General features: G+C 39.1%; 21 protein-coding genes. 12 read left to right on the top strand and 9 right to left on the bottom strand.

Annotated features, from left to right (window positions below; translation table 11 throughout):
• Nucleotides 1–7: 7 nt before the first annotated feature.
• On the bottom strand, nt 8–1,348 hold the full coding sequence (locus tag IAG46_RS10210; RefSeq protein ID WP_190810253.1) for a TolC family protein: 1,341 nt from the start codon (nt 1,346–1,348) through the stop codon (nt 8–10).
• 201 nt (nt 1,349–1,549) lie between these two features.
• Here IAG46_RS10210 and IAG46_RS10205 point away from each other — a divergent pair, with 201 nt between their 5' ends.
• From IAG46_RS10205 to IAG46_RS10190, 4 genes are all read left to right on the top strand, one after another.
• Nucleotides 1,550–2,914, top strand: coding sequence for a sigma-54 dependent transcriptional regulator (locus IAG46_RS10205; protein WP_190810252.1), 1,365 nt, complete (start codon nt 1,550–1,552; stop codon nt 2,912–2,914).
• Nucleotides 2,914–4,263 (top strand): PAS domain-containing sensor histidine kinase, encoded by a 1,350-nt coding sequence (locus tag IAG46_RS10200; protein ID WP_190810251.1) that lies wholly within the window; start codon nt 2,914–2,916, stop codon nt 4,261–4,263. Before IAG46_RS10205 ends, IAG46_RS10200 begins: the two co-directional genes overlap by 1 nt.
• 103 nt (nt 4,264–4,366) lie before the next feature.
• Nucleotides 4,367–4,819 carry a 3-oxoacyl-ACP synthase gene (locus tag IAG46_RS10195; protein WP_190810250.1) on the top strand — a complete coding sequence of 151 codons (453 nt, stop codon included), beginning with the start codon at nt 4,367–4,369 and terminating at the stop codon, nt 4,817–4,819.
• A 232-nt stretch (nt 4,820–5,051) separates the two neighbouring features.
• Entirely contained in the window at nt 5,052–5,645 is a 594-nt protein-coding gene (locus IAG46_RS10190; RefSeq protein WP_190810249.1) for a hypothetical protein, read from the top strand.
• A gap of 110 nt (nt 5,646–5,755) precedes the next feature.
• Here IAG46_RS10190 and arfB read toward each other — a convergent pair whose 3' ends face one another.
• From arfB to IAG46_RS10155, 7 genes are all read right to left on the bottom strand, one after another.
• Complete coding sequence (gene arfB, locus IAG46_RS10185; RefSeq protein ID WP_190810855.1) at nt 5,756–6,160, bottom strand: alternative ribosome rescue aminoacyl-tRNA hydrolase ArfB; 405 nt, start codon at nt 6,158–6,160, stop codon at nt 5,756–5,758.
• Nucleotides 6,138–7,130, bottom strand: a complete 993-nt coding sequence (locus tag IAG46_RS10180) for a sulfate/molybdate ABC transporter ATP-binding protein (RefSeq protein ID WP_190810248.1) — start codon at nt 7,128–7,130, stop codon at nt 6,138–6,140. The genes arfB and IAG46_RS10180 overlap by 23 nt, the downstream gene beginning before the upstream one ends.
• A gap of 64 nt (nt 7,131–7,194) precedes the next feature.
• Nucleotides 7,195–9,348 carry a prolyl oligopeptidase family protein gene (locus IAG46_RS10175; protein ID WP_190810247.1) on the bottom strand — a complete coding sequence of 718 codons (2,154 nt, stop codon included), beginning with the start codon at nt 9,346–9,348 and terminating at the stop codon, nt 7,195–7,197.
• A gap of 71 nt (nt 9,349–9,419) precedes the next feature.
• On the bottom strand, nt 9,420–10,433 hold the full coding sequence (locus IAG46_RS10170; RefSeq protein ID WP_190810246.1) for an aspartate-semialdehyde dehydrogenase: 1,014 nt from the start codon (nt 10,431–10,433) through the stop codon (nt 9,420–9,422).
• Nucleotides 10,434–10,620: 187 nt separating this feature from the next.
• Nucleotides 10,621–11,022: a large-conductance mechanosensitive channel protein MscL gene (gene mscL / locus IAG46_RS10165; protein ID WP_190810245.1), complete on the bottom strand. Its 402-nt coding sequence runs from the start codon at nt 11,020–11,022 to the stop codon at nt 10,621–10,623.
• A 77-nt stretch (nt 11,023–11,099) separates the two neighbouring features.
• Nucleotides 11,100–12,206: an alanine racemase gene (alr, locus tag IAG46_RS10160; protein ID WP_190810244.1), complete on the bottom strand. Its 1,107-nt coding sequence runs from the start codon at nt 12,204–12,206 to the stop codon at nt 11,100–11,102.
• Nucleotides 12,199–12,843: a thymidine kinase gene (locus IAG46_RS10155; RefSeq protein WP_190810243.1), complete on the bottom strand. Its 645-nt coding sequence runs from the start codon at nt 12,841–12,843 to the stop codon at nt 12,199–12,201. The genes alr and IAG46_RS10155 overlap by 8 nt, the downstream gene beginning before the upstream one ends.
• Nucleotides 12,844–13,002: 159 nt before the next feature.
• On the opposite strand from IAG46_RS10155, the gene IAG46_RS10150 reads away from it, so the two are divergent.
• From IAG46_RS10150 to IAG46_RS10115, 8 genes are all read left to right on the top strand, one after another.
• Nucleotides 13,003–13,677, top strand: a complete 675-nt coding sequence (locus IAG46_RS10150) for a hypothetical protein (protein WP_190810242.1) — start codon at nt 13,003–13,005, stop codon at nt 13,675–13,677.
• Nucleotides 13,678–13,732: 55 nt separating this feature from the next.
• Nucleotides 13,733–14,089: a DoxX family protein gene (locus IAG46_RS10145; RefSeq protein WP_190810241.1), complete on the top strand. Its 357-nt coding sequence runs from the start codon at nt 13,733–13,735 to the stop codon at nt 14,087–14,089.
• 10 nt (nt 14,090–14,099) lie between these two features.
• Complete coding sequence (gene rsmI, locus IAG46_RS10140) at nt 14,100–14,771, top strand: 16S rRNA (cytidine(1402)-2'-O)-methyltransferase (protein ID WP_190810240.1); 672 nt, start codon at nt 14,100–14,102, stop codon at nt 14,769–14,771.
• A 55-nt stretch (nt 14,772–14,826) separates the two neighbouring features.
• Nucleotides 14,827–15,879: an AraC family transcriptional regulator gene (locus IAG46_RS10135; RefSeq protein WP_190810239.1), complete on the top strand. Its 1,053-nt coding sequence runs from the start codon at nt 14,827–14,829 to the stop codon at nt 15,877–15,879.
• Nucleotides 15,880–15,971: 92 nt separating this feature from the next.
• Complete coding sequence (locus IAG46_RS10130; RefSeq protein ID WP_190810238.1) at nt 15,972–16,325, top strand: hypothetical protein; 354 nt, start codon at nt 15,972–15,974, stop codon at nt 16,323–16,325.
• A 1-nt stretch (nt 16,326) separates the two neighbouring features.
• Nucleotides 16,327–16,686, top strand: a complete 360-nt coding sequence (locus IAG46_RS10125) for a hypothetical protein (RefSeq protein WP_190810237.1) — start codon at nt 16,327–16,329, stop codon at nt 16,684–16,686.
• Nucleotides 16,687–16,719: 33 nt separating this feature from the next.
• Complete coding sequence (locus IAG46_RS10120; RefSeq protein ID WP_190810236.1) at nt 16,720–17,193, top strand: YHS domain-containing (seleno)protein; 474 nt, start codon at nt 16,720–16,722, stop codon at nt 17,191–17,193.
• An 89-nt stretch (nt 17,194–17,282) separates the two neighbouring features.
• Nucleotides 17,283–17,858, top strand: a complete 576-nt coding sequence (locus tag IAG46_RS10115; RefSeq protein WP_190810235.1) for a uracil-DNA glycosylase family protein — start codon at nt 17,283–17,285, stop codon at nt 17,856–17,858.
• On the opposite strand, the gene IAG46_RS10110 is transcribed toward IAG46_RS10115, so the two are convergent.
• A complete protein-coding gene (locus tag IAG46_RS10110) occupies nt 17,855–18,439 on the bottom strand; it encodes a Crp/Fnr family transcriptional regulator (protein ID WP_190810234.1) in 585 nt (194 codons plus the stop codon). The genes IAG46_RS10115 and IAG46_RS10110 overlap by 4 nt on opposite strands.
• Nucleotides 18,440–18,518 lie beyond the last annotated feature (79 nt).

Here is an 18,518-nt window from a genome sequence, read left to right as displayed (position 1 = left end):
GTTCTTTTTAGTTGATGTTAAAAATGGGCAGTCCGTTATAAAAATCGATTGTGCTTTTGTTCACTTTAAGCCTAAGGCCCACCTGTAAGTTCTCATTTTGTGCAACGCCGAACAAGTTCTTGGCCTGAAAAAGATCTAAGGCATTGATCAATCCTTTTTCATACCGTTTCTGCGCTATGGCAAAGGCCAATTCTTGTGCCTGCACCTTTTGTTTACTCTGCTCAAATTCATCTTCCAACGCACGATTGGTCTGCACTAATTGTTGCAGAAGTTGAAAGAGTTCTTGTTCCTGGATTTCCAGATTGTTCTTGGCCTGTAAATAGGCTATTTTTTGTTGTTTTACCCGGGAACGATTGGACCAGCCATTGCTGATGGGAATACTAAGTTCTGCGCCCACAAATTTTGACGTATTGTCTTTGAGTTGAGTTCTAAAGGGAATAATATTTCCATTATCGTCCACATTGGTTTCAAAATAGCTGGTTCCAATACCGGCAATTAAGGAAAGGGAAGGGTAAAGACCTCCTCGGATAGAGTGTAACTGTTTTTTGGCAGCGTTGACTCGAAATTCCTGTGATTTTACAATTGGGACAAAACCTCGTGCTACATTATATAAGGAGTCGACCTCAATTTCTTGATTGCTGATTTCCTCGGCAGCGTCCAAACTGGGCTGCAGGGTAATATCGTTTTCCTCGTTCAGGTTCATTTCCTGAAGCAAGGTAAGTTTGGCAATGGCGAGTAAGTTTTTGTTTTGGGTCACCAAAAGTTTATCTCCCAATAAATTGGATTCTGCTTCGTACAAATCTGCACCGGCCATCATTCCTAAATCCACTTGCCTTTCTACCAGATCATAGTTGGATTGTGAAATTTCTTGCTGTTCCAACGAGTTGGTCACCAAGCCTTCATAAAACTTGATGTCATAATAAGCACTCATCACCCGAAAAGCCAAAAGAAACTTTTCCTGTAGAACATCTTCTTGAGTTGCTTTATAAATGAACTTTGATGCTTTAATGGAATTCAATTTTTGAAAACCTTGAAACACCTCCAGATTAGTACCTAAGGAATAATTATTTCTAAAGAACTCCGTATTTACAAAATCGTTGGTATTGGGATCTTCTGAACGACCAAATTGAACCGTGTAAGAAGTAGAACCATTTATACGGGGCAATAAATTTCTTATGGATTGTCTATAAGTTTCTTTGCCTGAATCTTTGGTGTACGAAGTATTTTTTACCTGAAGGTTGTGTTCGATGGCATAGGCAACGCACTCATCCAAGGTCCAAACCTTTTGGGATAACCCCGCAAAGGATATTAGAAAAATTAGTGCTGTTATGTATGTTTTAAATGTCATGGTTTTTATACTGTGCCAAACTATTTACCATTCTTATGCCAAAGAATTAAATCATTGCAAATCAAACAGTTAAAAGGTTGTTAGAAAACCCCATAATAAAGGAGTGTAAAATTTTTGTACAAAAAATGTCCAATTATTTTACACTTGCAAAAAATTTATAATTTCAATTTGTAGTTTTAAACATCTAAGTTTTGAAGCCGTATGACAGACGCCAATATTTTGGTAGTAGATGATAATAAAAGTGTACTGAGCGCATTGGAGATTCTATTGCAGTTTGAGTACAAAAGTGTTCAGACTCTTTTTAATCCAAATCAGATTTCTTCTTTCCCAAACCTTAAGGAAATTGACATTGTGCTGCTCGACATGAATTTTTCAGCAGGGGTAAACACCGGAAATGAAGGGTTGTTTTGGCTAAATGAAGTCAAGAAAAAATCTCCGAACACCTCAGTAATTATGATGACGGCCTACGGGGCTGTTGATCTAGCGGTTACTGCCTTGAAACAAGGAGCTTCCGATTTTATTTTAAAACCATGGAACAATGAACGTTTGTTGACCACGGTGAAATCGGCCTATGAATATCGAAAATCCAAGGAGGAGATTCACAAACTCAAAAAGAAGGAAAGCCATTTAAAGCAGGTAATCAATGATGATAAGAATTTTATCATTGGCAATTCCAAAGCATTGACCTCGGTACTGAACCTTGCAAGAAAAGTGGCCAAAACAGATGTGAACGTTTTGATCACTGGTGAAAACGGCACAGGGAAAGAGTTAATCGCAAGGGAATTACATCGCTTATCACCTCGTAAGGATGAGGTTTTCATTGGGGTGGATATGGGTTCTATTGCCGAGAATTTGTTTGAAAGCGAACTCTTCGGACACATAAAAGGCTCCTTTACAGATGCGAAGGAAGATCGGGCAGGAAAGTTTGAGGCGGCCAACCAAGGATCTTTATTTTTGGACGAAATGGGCAATTTATCCCTACAGATGCAGGCCAAGTTATTATCCGCCATCCAGAACAAATCGGTGACCAGGGTAGGTTCAAACAAACAAATTAATGTTGATATTCGATTAATATGCGCTACCAATTGTAATTTAGAACAAATGGTTGTCGATGGACTTTTCCGGGAAGACCTTTTATATCGAATAAATACCATTAATATAGAAGTACCACCTTTGCGGGAACGCGAGGGTGACATTTTTATTTTAGCCGATTTTTTCTTGAAACGTTTTGCCAATAAATATGATAAGCAAGGTTTGCGGATGAACAACTTGGCCCAAGAAAAACTTATGGACTACCAATGGCCAGGTAATGTGCGTGAATTGCAACATACCATGGAGCGTGCGGTAATCCTTTCCGAAGGAAACGTTTTAAAACCTTCGGATTTTTTATTGCACAGCAAGCCTTCGCAATCTTTTGAACACGGCCCGGCAACTTTAGATGAAATGGAGCATCAAATGATCATTAAAGCACTGGACCAACATGATGGCAACTATAGTGCAGCAGCCGATCAGTTGGGAATTTCCCGTCAGACCCTTTACAACAAATTGAAGAAAAAGAACAAATAATGGCCAGCAGAAATTTTTATTTTCAGCTTATTTTTAGGGTGATTGTCATTACTCTCGCGGCCTTGGCCCTGGCTTTTTCAATTGTAAGGGAATGGTATTTTACACTGGCATTTTCCGTCTTTTTTCTTGGAACACAAGTATATTTTCTAATCAAGTTCATCAATAGTACCAATAGAAAAATTGCCTATTTCTTTGATGCCATCCGCAATGAGGATTTTACACTTCGATTTCCGGAACGGGTATCCATTGAATCCTTTAAAGAACTCAATAAGAGTTTAAACAGGGTAAACGACCTAATTCAGGAAGTGCATTTACAGTTGCAGATCAAAGAGCAATATTATCAGGAAATTTTAAAGCAGGCCAGCATAGGTATTTTGACCTTCAATGAGAAAGGACATATTCTTTTTGCCAATCCCACCTTGGAAAAACTATTGAACTACACCCCACTTAACCACATAAAACAATTGGCCCAAGTAGATGAAAAACTGTATCAAGTATTTAAATCGTTCAAACCTTTTGAAAGAAAGCTGTTTCAATTAACCAATGAAAGAGAGCAGATACAATTGGCACTTAAATCCACTCCATTGATGTTGGATGGAAAATCGTTGCTTTTGGTTGTGGTGCAAGATATTCATCAAGAATTGGATGAAAAGGAAACAGAATCTTGGGTAAGGTTGATTCGTGTGCTTACGCACGAAATCATGAATACAATTACCCCCATTGCCTCAATTTCGGATTCTATTATCAAATATTATCGGAATAATGGCGAGATAGTTCCCATGGAAAAGTTGGATGAAAGCCAGATTAAAAATACTTTAAAAGGGCTGGAAGTCATTAAAGAACAGGGTGGAGACCTAATGGATTTTGTACAATCATATCGAAGCTTATTGAATGTTCCAGAACCCAACAGGGCCATTATTGATGGCGTTGGATTATTGGAAAAAATAGATGTATTAATGTCGGCTCGTTTGGATGCCAAAACAAAATTCTCGGTAAGTTGTTCTCCTATTGACCTGGAATTTTTTGTTGATGAAAAACAACTCACCCAGGTCTTGATCAATCTAGGAAAAAATGCCCTTCAATCTGTAAAGGAGACAGAAAATGGTCAAGTTAACATGGTTGCAGGGATAGATAATGATGGAATAAAGTATATTGAGGTTAGGGACAACGGACCTGGAATTCCTCCTGATTTAATGGACGAGATTTTTGTTCCTTTTTTCACCACGAAAAATGAAGGCACTGGGATTGGACTAAGCCTTTCCAAAAGGGTAATTCAAATGCATGGAGGAAACTTAAAAGTTCGCTCCATTCCCAATAAGGAAACCGTTTTTAGATTAACTTTCAACTAAAAATAATATGTCAACCTGAACTTGTTTCAGGTTCTCAATATCTCCTGCAATGAGATTCTGAAATAAATTCAGAATGACGCTATAAAGAGAGTTATAACACAAAATGACCAATATCAAAGAACAACTTTTAAAATTCTGCCAGGATGGCCTTATTGAAAAAACAGCCCGTTTAAAAAAACGAAGTGCGGAGTTGCAAGAATCACTAAGTTCCGAAACCAAAAGCAGCGCTGGGGATAAACATGAAACCGGTAGGGCGATGGTACAACTAGAGCAGGAAAAACTAGGAAAGCAACTAGTGGAGTTGGACAAGACGAAAGCAACGCTTCAAAAGGTTGATATTGCCAAAGATGCCGAGAAAGTCGTATTGGGAAGTCTAGTGAAGACCTCTGTTGCGGATTATTTTATTGCCATTTCCGCAGGGCCGTTTAAAAAGGAAGGGTTTTCCGCTTTTTGCATTTCGGCCAGTGCCCCAATTGCCCAATTGTTATTAGGAAAAGAGCAGGGAGACGATATTACTTTTAATGACACAAAGATGGAAATTCTTGAGGTATTGTAACTTGATTTCAATGTCAGGTCGAGATGTCATCCTGAGCTTGTCGAAGGACGAGACCTATTTAATGTAGTTGTGAAGACTTCTCGACTGCGCTGGAAGTGACAATTACGATGGTATTCTTTTCTCTTTTAGGGGGAAGGTGTTCACTAAAGTGGACGGAAAGGGTCATGCCATCCCTTTCGTCTTTCCACCTTTGGTTGAAATCCACCTTCCCATAAAATGGGAAGAAACAATTATGAAGTCAAAAGCACTATCCGTCAATTTTATCAGGATTTTAAGCATTGAATTCTTGAACTTCAATTGTATGACAAGAAAAGCACTTATTTTGAGTTTGATACTTTCTCTTTTAGGATACTCTTTAATGCAATCACAAACTGAAAAAAGTGATTGTCCTAATTTTTCAGATTTAAAAGATTTCGACACGGACAAGATAGTTTTGACTTTAATGGGCCATCTTAAGGAAAGAGATAGTATAAATGCCAAAGCAGGGGGAATTGTATCGTTGTTTCATTACCCTGATGTTTTAAATTTTGAAAGCGGGTGTGATTTTCCCACTAATCATGAGGACATAGAAATAACATTGGGAATTCTTATTCAACGACCTAATTCCCAGCTGATTTTGGAGATTAATTCCCATCCAAGCGAATTGGAGAAATATCCTGGAATAAATTTAAAAAGAGGAAAGACTGTAAGTAAGATTTTCGCACATTATGGTATAAAAGAAAATAGAATCCATATTCAAGACTATGGAGCACTCCGTCCATGGGCCACAAATGAAAGTGAATACGGCAGAAGCATTAACAGATATGTTGCCTTAACGATTAGATGAAATGACTTATGAGAACAGAATCTTTAGAGCATTTAACTCCAAAAGGAGGTCATATAGTCTTTGAAAAAATCATGTTCAAATGGATTTCGAATTTGCTCGAAGTGACAAAATCAATCCCAATCCGGTTTTTTACGACTCGCCTTTTTGTAGGCATCCTTTTTTTTGGACTTCAACCGTTTCTCAATAGAAGATTTTGAAGGCTTTGTGGTTTTTCTCTTTTTTGGAATCTCCAAAGCTTTTTTCACAAGTTCAAAAAAGCGCTTTATTACAAGTTGTTTGTTTTTATGCTGACTTCGAGCTTGGTCGCATTGAAGAATCAAAACCTCATCTTTGGTTAATCGTTTCCCCAATTTCAACAATAACCTTTCTTTTTCAGAGGGCGATAACCCCAGGGAAGATTGAAGAGAAAATGTCAATTCTACCTTTGAGGAGACCTTGTTCACATGTTGCCCACCTGCTCCGCTACTCCGAATGGCCTTAAACTGAAGTTCTTTATGGATTTGTTCTTTGTTCAATTTGTAGACGTGCATTGATGGTGTCCAAAGATACATTAAGGAAAACGGTATCTTCTGGCTTTAGCTTTTTGGAAGTATTAAAGTATAAAATGGTTTCTTCCACCGAAGCTTCATTCAGATAGTGACTTCCCTTAAAAAAGGAATTAGTTACGGTAACTTCCAATCCTGAGCCTTTTGATATTTGAAATTCATGTGGGTAGACCAATATAGATCTATCTATGGCCGCATATGCTTTCAATAATTTTATGGGAATCTGATTCACTTCTCCAAATAGTGAAGCGGTATAGTAATTTGGAGGATTTTTATACAGTTTTTTGGTTTTTTCATCCGCGATAATTTTGCCATTTTCCAAAATAACGGTTCGGTCTGCATATGGCAATACATCATTAGGGTCATGGCTGGCGGTAAGAACAGCTATGCCTTTTTCCTTTAGATATTGAAACAAGTTTCTTCGGAGTGATGTTCGTTTAAAATTATCAATATGCCCGAAGGGCTCATCTAACAAAAGTAGTTCGGGCTCCTGGGCCAGCACTCTGGCCAAGGCAACACGCTGTTGTTGTCCACCACTCAGGTTTTTGACCTTTGTTTTGGCGAAATCCTTAAGCTCAATTAGTTCCAATAGCACCTGAATACGTTGTTGGTGTGTTTCGCTTTCAAAGACGGATAAATGTTGTCCAATATTCTCTTCAACAGTCGTAAACGGCATCAAATCAAAATCCTGTGAAAGGTATTTCATATAAGATTCACCTGGAATCAAATTGAAATTGGGTCCTAAAATTTGCTTTTCATCCCAAAAAACAGAACCTTTTTCAATATGTAAAAGACCATAGATGATTTTCAGCAAAGTACTTTTCCCCGAGCCGCTTTCCCCCATCAAAGCTACATGCTCACCTTTGGATACTTCAAAGGAGATATGTTCCAATATTGTTTTGGAGTTATAAGAGAAAGAATCTACATGAACTTTTAACATGGTGAGTTTTGATCAGAAAAAATCCGCTTCTATAGAAACGGATTTTTATCCAATTGAAGTATTTCTAATCTTTGAATTCTTTTAAAACAGCTTGATTTGGAAGCTTGTCATAGCCCATATTAAATAAGGTGAAGCCGAAAATATCCGCATATTGCTCAATGGTTTTACTCACAGGGGTACCTGCCCCATGCCCTGCATTTGTTTCAATACGAATCAATGCGGGATTGTCCCCTGCTTGCTTCTCCTGCAGTTCGGCGGCGAACTTAAAACTATGCGCCGGAACCACACGATCGTCATGATCTCCGGTAGTGACCAATGTTGCGGGATAAGCAGTTCCTAATTTAATATTATGTAAAGGCGAATACCCTTTTAAGTAGTTGAACATTTCCTCACTTTCTTCCGAAGTACCATAATCGTAGGCCCATCCGGCACCTGCTGTGAAGGTATGGTAGCGAAGCATATCCAATACGCCTACTGCTGGAAGAGCCACTTGCATTAAATCAGGTCGTTGGGTCATAGTGGCGCCAACTAAAAGCCCTCCATTTGACCCTCCTCGAATGGCTAAATATTCCTTGGAAGTATACTTGTTTTCAATCAAGAACTCCGCTGCGGCAATAAAATCATCAAAAACGTTTTGTTTCTGTTGTTTGGTACCGGCAACATGCCATTTTTTACCATATTCTCCTCCACCTCTTAGATTTGGAACGGCATAGACGCCTCCTTGTTCCATCCAAACCGCATTTACGATACTAAAAGAGGGTGTTAAACTAATATTGAAGCCTCCATAACCATATAAAATGGTAGGATTTTTACCATTAAGCTCTACTCCTTTTTTATAGGTTATGATCATCGGAACCTTAGTCCCGTCTTTGGAAGTATAAAAAACCTGTTCAGATTGGTAATCCTCCGGATTAAAATCAATTTCTGGTTTCCAGTATTGTTCATAAGCTCCCGTTTCTACATTGTATTTATAGGAAGAGCTTGGAGTGTTGTAATTAGTGAAGGAAAAATAGAATTCCTTTTCTTCTTTTTTACCACCAAAACCATTGGCGCTTCCTACTCCAGGAAGTTGGACTTCACGCACTAATTTGCCATCATAATCATATTGTAGCACCTTTGAAATGGCATCGACCATGTACTCGGCAAAAAAGTAACCCCCTCCAGTTCCTGCCGTAAGAACGTGCTCAGTTTCTGGGATTAAATCTTTCCAATGCTCCGCGGAGGGTGCGGTAGCCTCCGTCATCACAATTTTCTTGTTGGGTGCATCCATGTTTGTGACCAAATATAATTTGGAGCCTACATTTTCTATTACATAAGTATCTGAATCGGTATGATCCAAAACAGTGACCAAACCACTATCAGGTTGGGTCAAATCCATCAAAAACAGCTTGTTTCCGGAGGTTGAGGTCGAAGCAGTGATAAACAAATACTTTTCATCCTCGGAAACGGAACCCCAGACATAGCGATGTTTCTCCTCTGGAATTCTGCCAAAAATGATTTTGTCCTCCGATTGCGGTGTTCCCAGTTTATGGTAGTACAATTTGTGTTGGTCAGTTTTTGCTGAAAGCTCACTCCCTTTGGGTTTGTCATAGCTGGAATAGAAGAAGCCATCGTTACCTTTCCAAGAAATTCCACTGAATTTGATGTCCACCAAGGTATCTTCAACTACCTCTCGGGATTCCGCATCAATCACAATGCCTTTGCGCCAATCACTTCCGCCTTCAGAAATAAGATAAGCGGCTTTGGAACCATCTTTTGTGAAGCTCAACGACATTAGAGACGTGGTTCCATCCTCAGAGAAAGTGTTGGGATCAAGGAACACTTCTTCCTCACCGCCTTCTTTTTTTCTGTAGACCACATATTGGTTCTGCAAGCCATCATTTTTATAGAAATAAGTGTAATCACCTTCTTTGAACGGCGACCCCAATTTCTCATAGTTCCACAGCTTTTCCAAACGATTCTTTAAATCTTCTCGAAAAGGAATCTGATCTAAGTAACCAAAGGTTACAGCATTTTGTTCTTTGACCCAGCCTTCGGTCTCAGGACTTCGGTCATCTTCCAACCATCGATAAGGATCTTGTACTTCAGTTCCAAAATAGGTGTCGACCGTGTCAACTTTTTGAGTAATGGGATAATTCACAGAAATGGGCTCTCTTTTTGTTATTGTTTCGCAGGCAGCGAATATTGCTACAGCAGCTATTAGACTTATTTTTCGCATTTTTTTCAGATTGATTCTGATAAAAATACCATAAATAAATATTTGCCCGTGTTAAGGGTAGCTAATGTTTATTATGAAACAGCTTCTGAAGCAGAAGAAACCAAACTGTTCTCCATCAAATATTCCGCAATTTGAACTGCATTGGTAGCAGCACCTTTTCTAAGATTGTCTGATACCACCCACATATTTAAGGTATTGCGTTGCGTTTCATCACGCCGAATTCGACCAACAAAAACATCATCTTTTCCATGCGCATAAATGGGCATTGGATAGGTATTGGTATCTGGATTATCTTGAACCGTAACTCCTGGAGTTTCGCTTAATAATTTTCTTACTTCTGATAGTTCAAAATCGTTATGGAATTCCACATTCACAGATTCTGAATGACCACCAGCTGTTGGAATTCGAACTGCGGTTGCTGAAACGGAAAAAGTTCGGTCGTTCAATATTTTTTGAGGCTCCCGGGCCAATTTCATTTCCTCCTTGGTATAACCATTTTCCATAAACACATCGCAATGCGGCAGTGCATTACGACCAATGGGGTATGGGTAGGCCATTTCACCTTTGACACCTGCAATTTCGTTTTCTAGTTGCTGTACAGCTTTAACTCCGGTTCCCGAAACGGATTGGTATGTGGAAACCACAACACGTTTCATTTGATATTTTTTGTGCAAAGGATCTAGCGCCATCACCATTTGAATGGTGGAGCAGTTGGGGTTAGCTATAATTTTATCTTCGGTTGTTAGTTCGTGTGCGTTGATCTCCGGCACCACCAATTTTTTGGTGGGGTCCATACGCCAAGCGGATGAGTTATCAATTACAGTTGTACCCACTTGTGCAAATTTTGGCGCCCATTCTAAAGAAGTTCCACCTCCCGCAGAGAAAATAGCGATATCTGGTTGTGCAGCAATGGCATCGTTAAGTCCTATTATTGTATATTCTTCGCCTATATAGGTCAGTTTTTTGCCTACAGAACGTTCAGAGGCAACCAACAACAACTCTGTTATCGGAAAATTACGCTCTGCCAATACTTTCAACATCACTTCACCAACCATTCCTGTGGCACCTACAACTGCTACTTTCATTTTATTTTCTTTAATGAAGGGACAAAGTTAGGGCAGAATAACTTTTAAACAAGCATTTTATAGCACCGTAATCATAAAATAACAAAATGTTATAAATAAAACAACCGTCAGCATGTTAGCGAAACAAACTGACGGTTTTTAATGTTACTACTGTGATGTAGCGATTGCCCTTATGGGCAAACAGTTTTTATTTCTTTAGAGCATCCCTAATTTCAACCAACAATTCCTCGGTAGTCGGACCCTTTGGAGCTTCTGGAGCTGGCTCTTCTTTCTTCTTCATTTTGTTCACTCCTTTTACGATCATGAACATTACAAATGCCACAATGATAAAGTCTATAACATTAGTTAAGAAATCACCATACATAACAGCGACTTCTCCTACTTTTTCTCCTGCATCATTCATAGTTCCTTCGTTAATAATATATTTCAAATCTTTGAAATCTGCATTGAAAATGAGACCGATCAAGGGAGAAACAATTCCACCCGTAAAGGAAGCAACCACCTTGTTAAAGGCAGCACCCATAACGAAACCTACGGCAATATCCACTAGGTTTCCCTTCATTGCAAAATCTTTGAACTCTTTAAGCATTTTGTATAGTTTAACTGGTTAATATGCTTACAATGTAATTAAAAAAAGGGTTTTTCACCAACTGTAAGGCCTAAAAATCATTGGGTTACAACTCTCTTTACCCGAGAGGATATGGCTGTAAGAATTTCATATGAGATGGTGTTGGCCGAAGCAGCAAAATCCTCCGCTGAGTAGTTTTCACCAAAAACAATGACTTCATCCCCTTCTTTACAATCGATTTCAGTTACATCGACCATGATCATATCCATGCATACGTTACCGATAATGGGTGCTTTTTTTCCATTGATGTACACATGGGCTTTTCCATTTCCGTATTGTCTGCCAATACCATCTGCATGGCCTAGTGGGAGGGTAGCAGTAATTCTGTATCGGTCAGATTTATAGGCACGGTTATAACCAACACTTTCATGAGGTTCAATTTTATGCATTTGGGAAATGATGGTCTTGAGGGTAGCCACAGGTTTAAGTTCCGCATCAATCTGGGCATCATTGCCATAGCCATACAACCCTATTCCACTGCGGACCATTTCGAATTGAGCTTCTGGATAATTGATAATACCCGAGGTATTCAACATATGTCGAAAAGGGACAGAGCCCAATTTTTGGCTAATGTCCTCACATATTTTTTTGAAGATATTGATCTGGACATTGCTAAATTCTTTTTCCTTGGAATCTTCTGAAGCTGCCAAATGGGAGAAAACGGATAGTATTTTCAATTCATTTCGCTCCTGCAAATGTTTTAAGATGTAATCCACATCGTTTTCCCAAAAACCAAGTCTGTTCAACCCCGTATTGAATTTTATATGAACCGGATATTCTTTTAACTTTTTATCGGCTGCAACTTCTAAAAAGAGGGTTAGAATTTTTGGAGAATACAGGCTGGGTTCTAGAGAGTGATCTATTAGCTCACCAAAATTTGTCGGTTGGGGATGAAGCACCAGGATGGGCAGTTTTATGCCAGCTTCTCTTAACAAAACGCCTTCTTTTACATAGGCAACCGCTAAATAATCTACCTCCAGACTTTCCAGTTTTTGGGCAATGACAACCATATCGCTACCATAGGCGAAAGCCTTTACCACGGCCAAAAATTTGGTATCGCCCTTAAGTTTGGACTTTAAAAACATGTAGTTGTGTTCCAAAGCATTTAGGTCAATATGCAAAGTAGTTTCACCAACTTTATCCATTGGCGGTCTTCTTTTTTGTTTTGACTTCTTCAGCCTCAACATCCATCTGACTAACTTTCTCCCTAAGCATGGCCTTATAAAAAGCTGCTCTGCTCAAAGGTTCGTATTCTCCTGTTTCGCCAAGGAGTACAAGTTTTTCGTCATTGGATTTTCGAAAGCTATAGTTGGCCAGGTTTCCGGTACGGGTGCAAACGGCATGTACCTTGGTTACATATTCGGCGGTGGCCATTAATGCCGGCATAGGGCCAAAAGGATTTCCTTTAAAATCCATATCAAGACCAGCTACAACTACTCTGACACCTCTGTTGGCAAGATCATTGCAGACGGTGACGATCTCATCATCAAAAAATTGGGCCTCATCAATCCCTACTACATCACAATCATCTGCCAATAACCGAATATTTGCTGCTGCTGGAACCGGTGTGGAGCGAATTTCATTGGCATCGTGCGAGACCACCATGTCCTCATTATAGCGCGTGTCAACTATAGGCTTAAAAATCTCTACCTTTTGTTTAGCAAATTGGGCACGTTTTAATCTTCGTATAAGTTCCTCGGTCTTTCCAGAGAACATGGAACCGCAGATAACTTCTATCCATCCAAATTGTTCTTTAGGGTTTACGGTGTTTTCGAGAAACATAATGTACTTTTAAACGAAATTGTGTGGTTTTTTCGTTTCTATTATGGGAAAGCACAAAACTACTAAAAAAATATGCCCCAATTTTAGATTAAAATTTAACCTTTTGTTCGTAGTGGCATATTTAAAATGATTATATTTTTATAGTAAAGATTAATAGTGATGATAAGGAAATTAAGGGAAGAGTTGGTAAAATTATCCACGGATATTATAACCGCGCGTGAAGATAAAGAGTTGGTTGAATTGTATGACAAGGCAAAGGGCATTTATGAGAAACTGGCCGTACTTAAGTTTATAGATGAGAAGTTAAGTGATATTGAGGTCGATGTATCCAAAAATGTTATTGCATCAAGATTCGAAAAAATGGCAAATGCTGTATTGAGTGGCAATATAGCCGTACCGGAGAGCAACCCTCATGAAGATGAAGATGATCTCATTACACCAGGAATGGACACTATAAAAGACATGGTCTCTGAAATGCCCACCGAAGCTGCTTTGGAACAGGTTTTCACAGAGTTTGTGGCCAAACCGGATACCATGAAGAATGAAAAAGAAATTCTTTCTCCATCAGAAAATACAAAACCAAAATCATTGAATGACACCCTGGTGCGTGACCTCCAAGTTGGACTCAACGACAAACTAGCTTTTGTAAAGCACCTGTTCGATGACAATATGAACGATTATAACAGAGTTCTATCACAGCTTAACACCATTGACACTGAAGAGCGTTCTATATCGTTCATTAACAATATGGTAAAACCGGAGTATAACAACTGGGAAGGCAAGGAAGATTACGAAGCAAGGTTGGTGGCTTTGGTTGAGCGTAGATTCGTTTAGACCCTTTTCCATTTACTTTTTATATTTTTAGGAATCGCATCCTAAAAACACCATTATGAAAATCAAAAAAATTGCCTTTTGGCTGTCGACAATATTGTTAACGGCACTAATGTGCTTTTCTGTCTACAACTATTTTTTCAATCACGAAGCCATTAGAGGTTTCTTTGAGGCCATGGGATACCCTACCTATATTATTTACCCATTGGCCATTGCAAAGCTATTGGGATTGCTCGCTATTTGGGGCAATTTTTCCAAATGGTTAAAAGAATGGGCCTATGCGGGATTCTTCTTTAACACCATTCTTGCTTTTTTTGCACATTATATGATTGGTGATGGCAGTCAAATGGGAGCCGCTCTGGGCTTTGTTTTTGTTTTGACATCCTATTTTACAGGAAAGCGGGTAAGGCCGTAACTTTGGCCCTATGGGAAAATTGTATTTGGTTCCAACACCTATTGGAAATCTGGAAGATATCACTCTCAGAGCTATCAAAGTGCTGAAAGAGGTCGATTTGATCTTGGCGGAAGACACCCGCACCAGTGGAAAATTGCTGAAACATTTTGATATTGCTACACCATTGCAAAGCCACCATATGCACAATGAGCACAAACAATTGGAGGCAACCGTGCAAAAATTAAAAGGTGGCGCAACTCTGGCCTTGATTTCGGATGCCGGAACCCCGGCCATCTCTGACCCAGGGTTTTTATTGACTAGAGCCTGTGCCCAAAATGATATTGAAGTAGAGTGTTTGCCAGGGGCCACAGCCTTTGTACCCGCTTTGGTAAACAGTGGGCTCCCAAATGACCGATTTGTTTTTGAAGGATTTCTTCCTATTAAAAAAGGCCGGCGGACAAGACTGCAAATGCTGGCCGAAGAATCAAGGACCATGGTATTTTACGAATCCCCACATAAACTGATCAAAACATTGACCCAATTTGTAGAATATTTTGGAGCGGAAAGAGCTGTTTCAGTTTCACGTGAATTAACAAAAATGTATGAAGAGACTATTAGAGGAACCGTTACGGAAGTTTTGAATCACTTTATTGCCAAACCACCTAAAGGTGAGTTCGTTATTGTGGTCGGCGGAAAGGCATAAACTGTTAGTTAACCACTACATTTCCGACTTACATTGGCAATAACCAAAAGCCAAAGTGGTACAAAAACTATATCCAGAGATAAACAAAGTGTACTTTATCAACAAGTACACACTGTTTCATATTATTTCAGGTTCAGGGACGATTCAGGTCGATTTTAAGAACTACAACGATTGGCATGATAAGGCCATTTATTTGGAAAAAGGACAGTATATCAAGTTCTTTTCGGATGATTTTGTAGTCAGAAAAATTGAGTTTCCCAACAAGTCCATTTTTGAAAAGAAAGAAGTTCGAGTACTTTTTAAGCATTTGATTTCTTTGGGGTATATCAACTTTAACGAATGTGAAGAGTGTAAAAGATATCTGTCCAACACGGTATTTTCAGAGAACACGTCAGAAATCATTGATATTTCCTCAAAACAATGGTATTGGCAAAATCCGTTTAAGGCAAGCAAGCAAGAATATCAGATTATTTTCGATGTTAAAGATATTATTGACGAAAACTACTATGGTAATTTCACCAACAACGACCTTACCAAAATAATGACTGAAAAGGGGTATGATGCCCAATCTTTAATTAAAGATAAAATTGGTTTATCCGTCAAAACATTGATTTCCAACAAAAGATTGATGGAAGGCAAAAAGAAAATCGTTTTTACGGATAAGAGCATTCAGGAGGTTTCCTATGAAACCGGTTACAATGACCCTGCATACTTTAACAGGGTATTTAAGAACACCACAGGAATGACCCCGTTCCAGTTTCGAAACGATTTTGATTACGAAAACAGGGACACCTTTGCCCAAAACCTTATCGAATTGCTTAAAACCTATCATACTGAGCAGCGTTCCCTTGGTTTTTATGCCGATAGAATGAATCTTTCTGTAAAGGCGCTTTCCAAAAAAACGAGGACCAAAATGAACGCGTCACTGGGGCAGTTGATCAGAAACGAGTTGATTTCAACATCAAAAAAACTGTTGAATCAAGATGCACCCATAAAAGAAGTGGCCTTTGCATTGGGTTTTGAAGAGGCAAACCACTTCTCGAACTTCTTTAAAAATTATACAGGGAGCACTCCTACCGATTACAGAACCAAAAAGTACAATTCTTAGCGTCTTTTTTGTACGTCTTTCCCGACCTCCCTTGCTGAAATTTGCAATGTAATTACAAACTAAAATTTGTTTAATCATTAAAAATAACAGTAATGGATATTAAATCATTAGCCACCGAAATGGATGGCATTGTAGGCAAAGGAGCCATTGTAGATGCAGTAAAACAGTTTTTTGCAGAAGACGCAACAACGTCTGACTACAATGGATTAGCGACCACAAACAAACAACAAATGGTCGAAAAAATGGAAGGCTTCGCAGGAGCGATTGCCCAAGTGAACGGTATTACCCATCACCACACCATTGTGGATGGAAATGTATCGGCTTCCGAATTCACTTTCGATTTCAACATGAAGGATGACAGTAAAATCTACTGGCACGAGATCATTCGACGTATCTGGAACGATAACGGAGAAGTAATCCAGGAAGAATATTTCAACGCTCAGTAAAATGAAGTTCAGATGTATTTCTCCAACACTACACGGCGTGGCCGATTATTCAGCCGGGATCGGTTTGATTTTGGCTCCCTTTTTACTAGGGCTCGGTGGAACCAACAATTTGGCCCTTTGGATATCAGTGATAGCAGGAACCGCAGTCTTGGTAGTAAGTGCTTTGACGGATTATAAGTTAGGAGCATTACGAACCATACCTTTTCAAGGTCATTTAACAATCGATCTAGCGGTAGCAATAGCCTTTATGGTAATCCCTTTTGCCCTTGACTTTCAAGGGTTGGACGCACACTATTATTGGGTGAATGCAGCGGTTGTTTTTACCGTGGTTTCCCTTAGTGCAACAAAAGAAGAATTATAAAACAACATACAAACATTTATTAAAAACAAAACAATGAAACATTCAATTAAAACAACTGTAATCCTTTTTGCTTTAGCAATAAGTTCAATCAGCTTTGCGCAGGATAAAAAATCAAATAATATTGACAACAGTAACATAGCCTTACAAGGCTATAGCCCAGTATCTTATTTGGATTTGGGAATTGCCCAAAAAGGTTTAAAAGAACATAAATCTGAGCATAACAAAGTGGTGTATTACTTCACTAACGCCGAACAAAAGAAGAAGTTTGAGAAGAACCCAAGCAAATATTTACCTCAGTATGGTGGTTTTTGCGCCTTTGGAATGTATGCTGGTGCCAAGTTTAGACCAGACCCCAATAAATTCATAGTAAAGGATGGCAAATACTTTTTATATCTGTACAATTTAGAGTTGGATGCACAGCAACTATGGTTGGCAGAAAACAATCACAAAAAATTGGCGAACACTGCGAACACTAATTGGAGCAAACTGAAGAATACCTATAACTAGAGTTTTCATGATAGGTTGTGTGATGAAATACCTCGACGTTGAGTTGGGGTATTTCTTGTTTTTAGGTAAATTCCTATGGATTTAAAAATATGAAACAACTACTTTCCGATATTCGTAAGTGTGAAGTGTGCATAGATCACCTTCCTTTAGGTCCAAGGCCCATAGTGGCGGGGCATCCAGATGCTAAAATTCTGATTATTGGCCATGCACCAGGAACAAAAGTGCACCAAACGGGTGTTCCTTGGGATGATCAGAGTGGAAAACAACTCAGAAAATGGATGGGCGTTACCGATGAAACCTTTTATGATGAAACCAAAATTGCCCAGATGCCCATGGGGTTCTGTTACCCGGGAAGGGGCAAAACCGGAGATTTACCACCACGTTCCGAATGCGCTCCGCAATGGCATAATTCCCTTTTGGAAAAATTGGCTAACATAAAACTGACCATTTTGATCGGCCAATATTCCCAACGTTATTATTTAGGGAGCAAAATGGAAAGAAATTTGACCGAGACCGTTCGAAATTATAACAATTACGCACCTGAATATTTTGTGTTGCCACATCCCTCTCCCAGAAACCGATTCTGGTTGAGCAAAAATCCGTGGTTTGAAGTTGAGGTAATTCCGAAACTTCAGGAGCATATTTCAAAACAATTGAATCTTTAATACGAAGCACTGGCCCGCAACCGACTAAACGTTTCCGGTTTCATGTTAAGGTAAGAGGCCAAATATTTTTGTGGAATCACTTTTAGCTCATCGGGGCAACGCTGCATAAAGGTTTTATAGCGTTGTTCTGCGGATAAGGTCAACAGCTCAACTTCTCTGTGCAACCTTCCAAATAATATTTGCTGAAAGAATTCATGCCCCCACGCATAAAAATCCGGGTGTTTTTCAAACAAGCTTTGGTAATCCTTGAACGAAATAGCCACCATTTTTGAAGGTTTCAATGCCTCGAGAAAAGTGTCGGAAGGCTGTTTTTTGATAAAAGAATCAAAAGCTCCGGAGGGACTTCCCGAATACGAAAAACCAAGAACCACCTTTTCACCTTTTTCGTTCAAAATGTAAATGGCCTGTACACCTTCCAGCACAAAATAAAAATACCGCTCCACATTCCCGGCTTCGGTGATAAGGTCATATTGGTTAAACGTCTTTACCGACCATAATGATTTAAAATGATGTTCTTCTTGTTCGGTCAAAGCAACCTGAGGAAAAAATGCCTTTAAGTGAAGAAAAGCTTCATCATTCATACAAGTAGCGAAATTTCTTTAAAAATAGCCATTATGATTTAGGATGTAAAACCACTTGCCAGACTGAGCACAGTTGAGA

Origin of the sequence: Flagellimonas sp. S3867, assembly GCF_014698935.1 — a bacterium.
Taxonomy (GTDB): Bacteria; Bacteroidota; Bacteroidia; order Flavobacteriales; family Flavobacteriaceae; genus Flagellimonas.
The sequence above is the reverse complement of the archived record's forward strand: the minus strand, read 5'-3'. Positions and strand labels throughout refer to the sequence as shown.